Below are 11,354 nucleotides of genomic sequence, written 5' to 3' on the forward strand. Positions count from 1 at the left end.
TCAGGTCCCTTTGCAAGCCGTCTATTTATTAGTAATCCATGAGATTTAAATAATGAAATTGCCAATCATGATTTTCATAATTTTGGCAGATTGGCAATTTAGAAAAACTTTACTTGCATAATCTTTTATAGCCATGAATTGCTGATAACTAAGCAATTAACTTCTGCCAAGAAGCAGGGCCAATAATTCCATCAGCAAGTAATCCATTTTGCTTTTGAAAGTTTTTCACCGTCACCTCTGTTTGCGGGCCATAGACACCATCAACCTCAACTCCTAAACGATATTGCAAGTACCGAATTACTGGACCACCAGCATGATTTGGGCGAATAATTCTTTTTGCTAAAATCAAGTTGATTGCATCCCATGTCGCTTTGTCAGCAGTTCCGGTTTCTGAAATCCCAGCAATTTTTTGAAATTTTGCTACCGCAGAACTTGTGGCGCTACCTGATAAGCCATCTTCCACTAAAGGTTTACCATTTTTATCGGTTATCTTCAGTTGATTTAAAGTCTTTTGCAATCTCTGAATAGTGGTATCTACATTCTGCTCTTCATCTGGTACTGGGTTTACAGGAGTAGTTGGTAATTTACCTGTTAAGCCTTTGACAATGGCATTAGCCAGTGCTTCTGGATTAAAAAGATTCATATCTTTCTGGGAATCGAGGAAGCAACCTTCTACCAGAATCGCAGGCATATTTGTATTTCTCAAAACATATAAGTGAGAACCACTCTTAACTCCGCGACTAAAAAATCCTAATTTGACGATTTCATCTAATACTGGTTTAGCAATCTTGCGGCTGGTTTCGCTACCAGCAAATACTTCTGTGCCATTTGCTTGCCCGTTAAAGGAATTAAAATGAATGGATACATAAACATCCACTCTGGCAGCATTTGCTTTATCACACCTTTTAGCAAGTGATTCTGTTACTGTGCTAGCTCTATCTGGTTTACATGGTATGACTTCATGCCCTAAAGATTTTAGCTTAGTTATCACTCTATTTCCGACATCTAAGGTTAAATTATCCTCAATTTTGATGCCTCTAGCTCCGGTGTCTGGAGGGCAATTATGCCCGATATCAACTCCAAATTTCATCTTTGTTATCCTCCACTTATTTTCATAATAGTTTAAATGTCTGACATCTTTTTATAACCCTCTTTTATGTATTTGAACAGAGAAAAATTGATTTTTCAACTTAAAAAATGCCATGACTAAAAAAAATTTATAGCACAAATGTTGTTAAATTGGCTCTGACGAAAGTCATAAAATAAATAATAGTCGCTCAAATTGAACATAAAAATTTTTAAATACAAGTTGAGGGAAATAAATTCCTGTAATTTAACAAAACTTTTTTTCACTTAACATCGCCTCAAAGCAGAGGCTGACACTAGTTCAGTTTAAGGTTAATGGCAGAGGAACAGGGGAGAATAGTTTATTGCAGTAATTTAGGAAATGAGTATGAGGTAGAAGATTGGCAAAAAATTAGTAATTGAGATTTATGTATATCTACTGATCAAATTTGCTTAACCGAAGTATTCTGTCTTCAGTTCGTTACTTAATGCAGTAAGCAGTCATGACAAATTTATCCAGTTCTATATTAGATGCCAAAACCCCACCTGATGTGGTCATCTCAGTGCAACCACGCAAACCCGTCACAGACCCAACTTTGGGGATTACTGTTAATGTGACGAAAACCGGAACTCCCAAAAATCGGCTGGTAGCAGTCGGGGACTCAATTACACAAGGTTTCCAAAGTGGAGCAATATTTAATACGCAACTCTCATATCCGGCAATTATTGCCAAAGAATTGGGTTGGGGAGAGTTCCGCTATCCCACTTATCAGGGACCAGAAGATGGATTGCCATTAAATGTGGAACGCTTAGCCCATGACTTAGAGAAAAAGTTTGGTCCGACTATTAACCCGTTAGAGTTTGTTGGTGCTGCCTTATTTCTACGTAAATACTTAGATGTCAATGAAAACTATTGGGAACGTGGTGAAGGTTCGCTGTTCCCCATTCAACAAGGGATCAACCATAACTTAGCAGTTTATGGATGGGATGTGCGCAATATCATATCGCGTAATGCAGACATCTGCATCAACATTCTCAAAAATAATCCGCCAAAGGATGATTATCTCCGGTTAATGGTTGAGTATCACAATGACCGGGCGGCGATTCGGACTTTAAACTCAGCACGGGATGGCAATGGTGTAGCACTCTCGCCAGTACAAGCAGCCGCAGCTTTAGCTGATGAAGGTACGCCAGAAACCGAAGGGATTGAAACGCTGGTTGTGATCATTGGTAGTAATAATGCTTTGGGCAGTATTCTCACTTTTAATGTTGCTTGGAGTGATACTGGCTATGACGATATGGATATCAACGATAAGTACACTGTTTGGCGTCCGATTCACTTTAAGGCAGAACTTGACCAGTTAGTTGCTGAAGTTAAAAAAATCCGCGCTCGTCATGTGATTTTTGGTACAGTACCCCATATTACGATTGTGCCTTTTGCCCGTGGGGTAGATCAGAAAGTGAAACCAGGTTCTCGATACTTTCCTTACTACACCTTACCTTGGATACACGATCAAGATTTTGACCCAAACAAACACCCATACCTCACAGGACAGGAAGCCAGAGCAATTGATAGCGCCATCGACCAGTATAACGACTATATAACTGATGCTGTGCGCCAGGCTCGTACTGAGGGCAGGGATTGGTATTTATTTGATGCTGCGGGATTGTTAGATAGGTTAGCATCCCGCCGTTATTTACAAGACCCGGAAGCTAAACCAGAGTGGTGGGACGAAGTTGGTGGTGCTTACCCATTACCTCCTGAACTGCAAGCGTTGACACCTGTACCTGATTCTCGCTTCTTTCTTTCAGGTCCCAATGGTCGTACTCAAGGGGGTTTATTTTCCCTAGATGGCATACATCCGACAACGATTGGCTATGGCATCATTGCTCAAGAACTAATTAAGATTATGCAACTGGCAGGAGTGAAGTTTTATCAACAGGATGGTAAAACTGAACGTCCTGGTGAAATTCGCGTGAATTTCCAAAGCTTGATTGCTGTGGATTCGCTGATTTCTCGCCCACCACGCAACTTGATCAATATTATGGATATTGTCGGCGGGCTGGACAAGAACTTTAATATCTTGAGCAATTTGCTGAAAAGGAATTATTGATCGTAGCCAGGAGGAAGATCTTCGGCAATCAGCCTGCCAGCCCGTTTAAGATCGAAGTAAAGAAATATTTCGTAGCTTACGGGCATGAAACGCATCGTCTTGATTGCTGGGTTTGAATCCTTTAACGCTGACTTATACAGAAAAGCAGCTTTTTTCGCTAACTCTCGCTGTTCGGAGTTGGATATTCGAGTGTTTAGCGATCGCGATATTACCACCAAGCGCCAGGAAGTAGAAGCAGCACTCCAAGACGCTGATGTATTTTTTGGCAGCTTGCTATTTGATTATGACCAAGTTTTGTGGTTGCGCGATCGCATCTCCCAAATTCCCATCCGACTGGTATTCGAGTCGGCTTTGGAATTGATGAGTTTAACGAAGCTGGGTGACTTTGCCATTGGCGATAAACCCAAAGGTATGCCTAAGCCTGTTAAATTCATTCTGGATAAATTTAGTAACGGTAGAGAAGAAGACAAACTCGCTGGTTATATTAGCTTTTTAAAGGTAGGGCCGAAACTACTCAAATATGTGCCAATGCAAAAAGTCCAAGATTTACGCAACTGGCTAATTATCTATGGTTATTGGAATGCTGGCGGGCCAGAAAATGTTGCTTCACTATTCTGGACACTGGCAGAAAAATACTTGGGGTTAAAAGTTGGCGATATTCCTGCACCTGTGGAAACTCCCAACATGGGGCTATTGCATCCAGACTATCAAGGGTTTTTTGAATCGCCAAAAGCATATCTGGAATGGTATCGGCAGAAATTCCCAGTTCAAAATGCAGTTGTGGGAATTCTGCTGTATCGCAAACACGTTATTACTAAACAACAATATATTCCCCAACTAATTCGCCGTTTTGAAGCAGCTGGGTTAATTCCTTTACCGATTTTTATTAACGGTGTGGAAGGACACGTGGCTGTCAGAGATTGGATGACAACCGACTACGAACTTCAGCAAAGACAAGTTGGTAATATTGAAACTCCCTCACTTTCCCCAGAAGCAGTGAAGGTGGATGCTGTTGTTTCGACAATTGGTTTCCCCTTAGTGGGTGGCCCAGCTGGTTCAATGGAAGCAGGGCGACAGGTAGAAGTTGCTAAACGCATTCTTACAGCTAAAAATGTCCCTTATTTTGTTGCTGCACCATTGTTAATTCAAGATATTTACTCTTGGACTCGCCAAGGTATTGGCGGTTTGCAAAGTGTAGTATTGTACGCTTTACCAGAACTCGATGGGGCGATTGATACTGTTCCCCTTGGTGGTTTGGTGGGTGAAGATATTTATTTGGTTCCCGAACGGGTACAGCGATTAATTGGCAGGGTGAAAAGCTGGATTAATTTGCGGCAAAAATCTGCATCGGAACGCAAGATTGCGATTATTTTGTATGGGTTTCCGCCTGGTTATGGTGCTGTGGGTACGGCTGCATTATTAAATGTGCCGCGTAGTCTTTTGAAGTTGCTACAAGCACTGAAAGAACAAGGGTACAGCGTAGGAGATTTACCTGATGATGGGGAAGAGTTAATTCGCTGGGTGAAGGAAGCGGATGAAAACCCCACCCCAACCCTCCCCGCTAGCAAGGAGGGAGTCATAACCCCCCTCGTTCACGGGGGGGTTAGGGGGGGTTCTACCGTTAACGCCCGTACTCTGGAAAATTGGTTGGGATATCTCCGCACTTCTCGCATTGAAAAACAATGGAAATCTCTCACAGGAACGGGAATTAAAACTTATGGTGATGAGTTCCAAATTGGGGGTGTGCAGTTAGGAAATGTTTGGATAGGTGTGCAGCCGCCTTTGGGTTTACAAGGCGACCCGATGCGGTTAATGTTTGAACGAGATTTAACTCCCCATCCTCAATACGCTGCTTTTTATAAATGGCTACAAAATGAGTTTGAAGCTGATGCTGTAGTTCATTTTGGAATGCACGGTACTGTGGAATGGTTACCCGGTTCGCCTTTGGGTAATACGGGTTATTCTTGGTCGGATATTTTGTTGGGAGATTTGCCTAATCTATATATATATGCGGCGAATAATCCTTCGGAATCTATTTTGGCGAAGCGTCGCGGTTATGGGGTGTTAATTTCTCACAATGTCCCGCCTTATGGTCGTGCTGGTTTGTATAAGGAGTTGTTGGCGCTAAGGGATTTAATCTCTGAGTATCGGGAAGACCCGCAAAAGAATTATGCGCTGAAGGAAGCTATTTGTCGAAAAATTGTGGACACTGGTTTAGATGCAGATTGTCCGTTGGCAGATGCGAAGAAGTTGGGGATTTCTTTTAGTTATGAAAATGTGCGGATGTTTAGTGCCCATGTTTTTGATGACTATTTGGTGAAGTTGTATGAGTATTTGCAGGTTTTAGAAAGCCGGTTGTTTTCTTCTGGGTTGCATACTTTGGGGGAAGCACCGGATGAGGAGAGGTTGGCGGGGTATTTGGAGGCTTATTTTGGGGACGAACCGCAAAGGCGCGAAGGGCGCGAAGAGGAGGAAGAAGAAATAACCAATTTATTAATGCAATCTACGGATGAGTTGACGAATTTATTGAGGGGTTTGAATGGGGAGTATATTCCGCCTGCGCCTGGTGGTGATTTGTTGCGGGATGGGCCTGGTGTGTTACCTACGGGTAGGAATATTCATGCTTTAGATCCTTATAGAATGCCTTCACCTGCGGCTTATGAACGGGGGAGAGAAATTGCGCAAAAAATTATCGCCCAGCATTTAGCAGAACATGGGAAATATCCGGAGACTGTGGCGGTGATGTTATGGGGTTTGGATGCAATTAAAACTAAGGGTGAATCTTTGGGGATTCTATTAGAATTGGTGGGTGCTGAACCTGTGAAGGAAGGAACGGGGAGAATTGTTCGTTATGAGTTAAAACCTTTGGCTGAGGTAGGACATCCCCGCATTGATGTGTTAGGAAATCTATCGGGAATTTTCCGAGATAGTTTTGTGAATATCATCGAATTATTAGATGATTTGTTTCAACGGGCTGCTGATGCTGAGGAATCAGAAGACCAGAATTTTATTAGAAAACACGCTTTAGCTTTAAAGGCGCAAGGGGTGGAGAATACATCTGCAAGATTGTTTTCTAACCCGGCGGGAGATTTTGGTTCTTTGGTGAATGACCAAGTTGTGGATGGGAACTGGGAATCTGGTGAGGAGTTAGGCAATACTTGGCAAAGCCGCAATGTGTTCAGCTATGGAAGACAAGATAAGGGACAGGCTAGGCCTGAGGTGTTGAATACTTTATTGAAAACAAGCGATCGCATTGTCCAAGAAATCGATTCGGTAGAATATGGTTTAACCGATATTCAGGAATATTACGCCAATACCGGTGGTTTGAAGAAGGCGGCAGAAAAGCAACGCGGTAAGAAGGTGACAACCAGTTTTGTGGAAAGTTTCTCGAAAGACACTACACCTCGCAACTTAGATGATTTACTGCGGATGGAATACCGCACGAAGTTGGTAAATCCCAAATGGGCGCAAGCGATGGCAAATCAAGGTTCTGGTGGTGCGTTTGAAATATCTCAACGGATGACGGCGTTAATCGGTTGGGGTGGTACTGCGGATTTTACTGATGATTGGGTATATGACCAAGCAGCAGATACCTATGCCTTAGATGCAGAGATGGCGGAAAAATTACGCAAGGCGAATCCCGAAGCTTTTCGCAATATTGTTGGGAGAATGTTAGAAGCGCATGGGCGGGGTTTCTGGCAAGCCGAACAAGATAAGTTAGATAAGTTACGCCAATTGTATGAGTTGACTGATGAAGAGTTAGAAGGGGTGACAGTATAAATTTACCCTTTGCTTTAGCATCGCCGAAATAGCAATTGTTGCCTCAAAAGCTATTTTGGCGACTCCCGAAATAGCAATTGTAGTATCGAAAATAGCAAATGTAGCATCAAGAATGGCAATTGTAGTATCGAAAATGGCAAATGCGATCGCCGAAATGGCAAATGTAGTATCGAAAATGGCAATTGTAGTATCGAAAATGGCAATTGTAGTATCGAAAATGGCAAATGTAGCATCAAAAATAGCAATTGTAGTATCGAAAATGGCAAATGTAGCATCAAAAATAGCAATTGTAGTATCCGAAATAGCAAATGCTGTCTCAAAAGCTATTTTGGCGACTCCCGAAATGGCTTTTGCGTAGGCGCAGCCAGCCGTAGGCATCGCATTATAGCGATTCCCACATTGGTGAGGTATAGCAAGAAAGAATTAACCGCCGATAGAAGAGGATGGACGCAGATACAGAAAGTGCAGAAGAACTCAAGCAGATGCTGTTAGTGGAAAAAGTAGCAAGCATAAAAGAAAAAGTGCAGCTACTATACTTGCTCAAAACTGGATGGGAAATTGAGATTATTGTAGATGTTCAATACCAATAATATCGCGATCGCCTGCAATTTCTTTTTGAGTGTGAAATGTAAAACGTCGCAACTGTCCGGCTTGCTGCCACTCTTGTTGCAACGCCGTGTGAGGATAGGTGCCACTGTTGAGCATCTTTAGTATTGGAGGCCATACTACTTTTATACTAGTGACATCGCCAACAAAGAGTTTAAAACGCCCAATGTTTGCGATCGCATAAATTCCAGAAGCCATAATCCCAATTCAAAATTCAGATTTAGTTGATGTTTCAATGTTTGCATTTGTTGGTTATTTTGGAGAATTGGTATAACCAACGAGATTTTAGTTGATTACCTAGACTAGCGTAGGCAAAGCCCACCCTAGACATTGCAGACTGGACGCTGTAACCAATGGCTCTATCTATCTTTTGACTAGTTCTAATATGAGAATTTTGTGGGAATGTTCTATCTTTTTGTAGTGACTAGCTCACACTCAACTATATAACCTGAATAGAGATACAAGCAGAATCGGTCAATTTGACTTTAGAAATTAAATTACCTTTTTGAGCCAACTATAGCTATAGCTACAAAATTTAACTATTGTATCGGAGTTTGTTATGACATCTACGAACATCAATTTTTTAGAACAAGCTGTATCAAAATTTAAAAATTTGAATGCAGACGATCGCCTATCAGCGCTGGCATTACTTTATACTGATATTTCTGATGAAATTCCGGCGATCGCGCTGAATGATGTACCCAATGAAAATACTGGCAATTTAGTAGCACAAATTCAGAAACTGCCCGAAGCAGAACAGGTATTTGCTTTACGACAGTTAGTTAACCCAGAGGAAAGGGGAGAAACAAGTATTTCTGTTGAAGAGTATGCCTCAATGAATACTGATCTGAAACTAGGTTTTTGGTATCATTTAGCTCAAAATTTAGGCACTTCAATCGTTAATTTACCCGCTGACTATATACCTTCGGAGCAGTCAACAGAACTATTAGATTTACTTGATACACCGAACCTTGAGGATTTAGTAAATTTCTTGAAACAAGTGCTATAAAAGTTCTCAGTTCCGTGGGTGAGTATATATCTCACCCAAAAATAATTCATTCAACAAATCTTGGCAACAGATGCAGAGTCTTTCACAAAAGAATTCGGGATGCAGTTGTAAAATTTTGTAATCAGGCAGTACACCTATATTTGAAGCTTTATAAGTAAAGGCTTTAAGATGCTCATTAGTATTGCTAGTATTTAGAAATCCAGCATTGAAAGCAGGTTGTTATGAATAGATACCTTGTTGCTGTGATTGATGGTACGAAAGCACGTTTTTTAACCTTAAAGCCATCAGAATTATCGGGATATGAGTCTGGCCCGAATTTAATCGAACATGAAGCTTTGTTGAGTTCTAATAGCGAACTTCAAGGTCAAGAACTGTGGACAAGTACTAAAACTGGACGGAATCGCGGTGTTGCTGGTCAAGCACACAGCTATGATGATGGGCGCGACAATCAAATGATTCAATTTGAACGTCGCTTTACCCAAAGTATCGCTGCTAAGATTGTTAATTTCATACAGGCTCATCAAATTCAACAGCTTTTGATGATTGCTGAACCCCGGATATTAGGTTTGATTCGAGAAGCTTTAACGCCTATATTACCCAGAAATATCAAGACTCATGAATTAGCAAAAGAGCTTTGCCATCTCAAACCTTCTGAATTGCATGAGTATCTTGCTAGTAAACAACTTTTACCACCACACAAAAGAGCTTCAGTTTAATCATTGGTCATTTGTACCTACAAAGTTTAGATGCATCACAACTTAGTTTCAGTAGGCTAAAAAATGTTACTTAAAGTTTACCTATGATTTGGTGTATCAATTTTTAAGGGAAAATAGATTTGAAGGGCAACTGAGCTTAAAAAACAATTTCAGCTTCCCGATAAAACCTCAAATGTTTTTTGTCTGGCAAAGACACGCAAATGGAGGTAAAAATGTTACACAATACTTTAGTACCTGATTTTAGCACTTATCTAATCGTCAAAATTTCTGTGTTGATTTTGGCACTTTTGATATTGATGATTGTAGCTGCTGCCCCTGCTATTTAAAGATAAGTCACTTTTGAATTTGCCATAGTTCCACTCTGATATCTGATAAAAATGCGAGCCTTCCAGTATCTGTAGGGTGGGCAATGCCCACCCTACGTATCATTTCAAAAATCAAATCGGATTGCTATATCTCATCAAAGTGCGAGCCTTCCAGAAATCTGGAGGTGGGAAGATGCTTAATAAAAGCAATCTCTCGCAGATAGGTATGGTCTTTCTAGCCCTAGTATTAGCAGGCTTGCCAATTTCTTGCAGTCAATATTCTTCAACCCAAAGCTTTGAAGTTGCAGCTCAAATAGTGGCAAAATCAGTTGACCCTGAGCGAAGTCGAAGGCATAAAATTGCGGATTTAGCAGATAAGAACTATCAATTTTGTACTCAAAGCGATCCTCAAGATTGGCGAGATGGTGCAGGGGTTTGTTTCGCCTTCGCCAAAATAGGTAACCGCGTTGATGGATATTACGGTTATCCCCATTGAGATCAGTTTATTTGTCTTCGGGGTAAAGTTGATGGCAATCGAATCGCAGGTGAAGCTTTAGCGATATCATGGGCCGTACATCAGCAGAATCTGCATTTCATTGGGACTCAGAGAAAGGTCTGACAATTAGCCAAGGAAACATCTTTCTGAATACCAAAGATGGAGAAGATACGATTGAGTGGATTCTTGATCGCAATGCTTTGTTGGATATTGATGGATTTTATCAATATAATCGCCCTCGCATGACAATTGCTTCTCAACTATGTAAGTGGAATTCAATAGCAACAGGTTAACTTGCGTGTTCCCAATCACTAAGTAATTCATGCTCTTGCTTTGTCTGCTTTTTGCGGATAGGGACTTTAGGAGAACCAATATCTGTTTTGGGGAAGGACTGTTGTTTCTTCTTAGCAGATCGGTTTTCTTGTGTTTTGGAACTAGTAGGTGTGTTTGTCATAGTTATATGAACCTTTAATGAAAACTTGAGAACTATAATTTATAACATCAATTTCAAAAGGGCAAATTTCTGAAGAAATATATTACATTTTTCAGTAATCCCACCGAAGAGCGATCTCTTCATTTATAGGGAAGATAATCTTATTTAAAGTGGTAGGTAATAGACAGAATTAGCAAAGTCCCCAAGATTGGTAGCTTTGGCGATTATTTCTAAATCCCTCACACAATCACCAATAGAAACCAGCAATTGATGAGCATAAATCACGCCAGAAAAATTCAGACCTTCACTCTGGCGACGAGCAGCTTCAGCCAAGAAATCGGCATCTTGAGAAAAGATAACTCGCTGAAGTTCGGTAGCACGATCAAGAATGAGGGTATCGGCGAACCCAGTCCGTTCATCTTCTTGAACTGTCAATACATCTACACCTCGTAGACGCAGACCCGCTGTAATTGCTCGGTGGACGTGTTCATCCATGTAAAGTGCAATGCTCACTTTATAAGTCCCTGTGCTCGAAGCCTAGCAGCAAGAGGTGATGGCCCCGCTTCCTTACGCATTCGCTCTGCATACTCGAAACGTCGTTCAATATCTGCATCAATTTCGAGTTTATGATCCCAGTAGTACGCTAAGGCAGAATGAATCTGACTCATGGAGAGATAAGGATGTTGAAAATGAATCTCTTCTGGACTCCAGCCATAAGCCATCTGAGCTTCAATTAATTCCACAACTTTCATGGTTGTACCTGCAATGATAGGTATACCACGCTCATTTAGTTGTACGTATTTATGTTCGGTGGTCGTGAATGTCATGAT

General features: G+C 41.2%; 13 protein-coding genes. 7 read left to right on the top strand and 6 right to left on the bottom strand.

What is annotated here, in order from left to right; genetic code table 11:
• Positions 1–148 precede the first annotated feature (148 nt).
• Complete coding sequence (locus BV372_RS30175; protein WP_086690486.1) at positions 149–1,090, bottom strand: N-acetylmuramoyl-L-alanine amidase; 942 nt, start codon at positions 1,088–1,090, stop codon at positions 149–151.
• 478 nt (positions 1,091–1,568) lie between these two features.
• Between BV372_RS30175 and BV372_RS30180 the strand changes: the two genes are divergently transcribed.
• Positions 1,569–3,179: a hypothetical protein gene (locus tag BV372_RS30180; protein WP_086690488.1), complete on the top strand. Its 1,611-nt coding sequence runs from the start codon at positions 1,569–1,571 to the stop codon at positions 3,177–3,179.
• An 84-nt stretch (positions 3,180–3,263) separates the two neighbouring features.
• Positions 3,264–6,959, top strand: coding sequence for a magnesium chelatase subunit H (bchH, locus tag BV372_RS30185; protein ID WP_086690491.1), 3,696 nt, complete (start codon positions 3,264–3,266; stop codon positions 6,957–6,959).
• Here the strand turns inward: bchH and BV372_RS30190 are convergent.
• Positions 6,939–7,337, bottom strand: a complete 399-nt coding sequence (locus tag BV372_RS30190) for a hypothetical protein (protein WP_086690493.1) — start codon at positions 7,335–7,337, stop codon at positions 6,939–6,941. The two genes, bchH and BV372_RS30190, sit on opposite strands and share 21 nt — an antisense overlap.
• Positions 7,338–7,402: 65 nt before the next feature.
• Between BV372_RS30190 and BV372_RS36785 the strand changes: the two genes are divergently transcribed.
• Positions 7,403–7,549: a hypothetical protein gene (locus BV372_RS36785; protein WP_179198285.1), complete on the top strand. Its 147-nt coding sequence runs from the start codon at positions 7,403–7,405 to the stop codon at positions 7,547–7,549.
• Here the strand turns inward: BV372_RS36785 and BV372_RS30195 are convergent.
• A complete protein-coding gene (locus BV372_RS30195; protein ID WP_086690495.1) occupies positions 7,524–7,763 on the bottom strand; it encodes a hypothetical protein in 240 nt (79 codons plus the stop codon). The genes BV372_RS36785 and BV372_RS30195 overlap by 26 nt on opposite strands.
• Positions 7,764–8,124: 361 nt before the next feature.
• Between BV372_RS30195 and BV372_RS30200 the strand changes: the two genes are divergently transcribed.
• The 4 genes from BV372_RS30200 (at position 8,125) to BV372_RS38020 (ending at position 10,384) form a co-directional block, all read left to right on the top strand.
• Entirely contained in the window at positions 8,125–8,574 is a 450-nt protein-coding gene (locus BV372_RS30200; protein ID WP_086690497.1) for an orange carotenoid protein N-terminal domain-containing protein, read from the top strand.
• Between the two features lie 221 nt (positions 8,575–8,795).
• Entirely contained in the window at positions 8,796–9,290 is a 495-nt protein-coding gene (locus BV372_RS30205; RefSeq protein ID WP_086690500.1) for a host attachment protein, read from the top strand.
• Between the two features lie 498 nt (positions 9,291–9,788).
• Positions 9,789–10,091: a hypothetical protein gene (locus tag BV372_RS38015; protein WP_256973546.1), complete on the top strand. Its 303-nt coding sequence runs from the start codon at positions 9,789–9,791 to the stop codon at positions 10,089–10,091.
• A gap of 68 nt (positions 10,092–10,159) precedes the next feature.
• Positions 10,160–10,384 carry a hypothetical protein gene (locus tag BV372_RS38020; RefSeq protein WP_256973547.1) on the top strand — a complete coding sequence of 75 codons (225 nt, stop codon included), beginning with the start codon at positions 10,160–10,162 and terminating at the stop codon, positions 10,382–10,384.
• On the opposite strand, the gene BV372_RS36790 is transcribed toward BV372_RS38020, so the two are convergent.
• The 3 genes from BV372_RS36790 to BV372_RS30220 all read right to left on the bottom strand — a co-directional run bounded on the left by BV372_RS36790 (position 10,381) and on the right by BV372_RS30220 (position 11,351).
• Positions 10,381–10,545, bottom strand: coding sequence for a hypothetical protein (locus BV372_RS36790; RefSeq protein ID WP_179198286.1), 165 nt, complete (start codon positions 10,543–10,545; stop codon positions 10,381–10,383). The genes BV372_RS38020 and BV372_RS36790 overlap by 4 nt on opposite strands.
• 144 nt (positions 10,546–10,689) lie before the next feature.
• Positions 10,690–11,037: a DUF5615 family PIN-like protein gene (locus BV372_RS30215; protein ID WP_086690502.1), complete on the bottom strand. Its 348-nt coding sequence runs from the start codon at positions 11,035–11,037 to the stop codon at positions 10,690–10,692.
• Positions 11,034–11,351 (bottom strand): DUF433 domain-containing protein, encoded by a 318-nt coding sequence (locus BV372_RS30220; RefSeq protein WP_086690504.1) that lies wholly within the window; start codon positions 11,349–11,351, stop codon positions 11,034–11,036. Before BV372_RS30220 ends, BV372_RS30215 begins: the two co-directional genes overlap by 4 nt.
• Between the last annotated feature and the right edge of the window lie 3 nt (positions 11,352–11,354).

The organism is Nostoc sp. T09 (assembly GCF_002154695.1).
Classification (GTDB): Bacteria; Cyanobacteriota; Cyanobacteriia; order Cyanobacteriales; family Nostocaceae; genus Aulosira.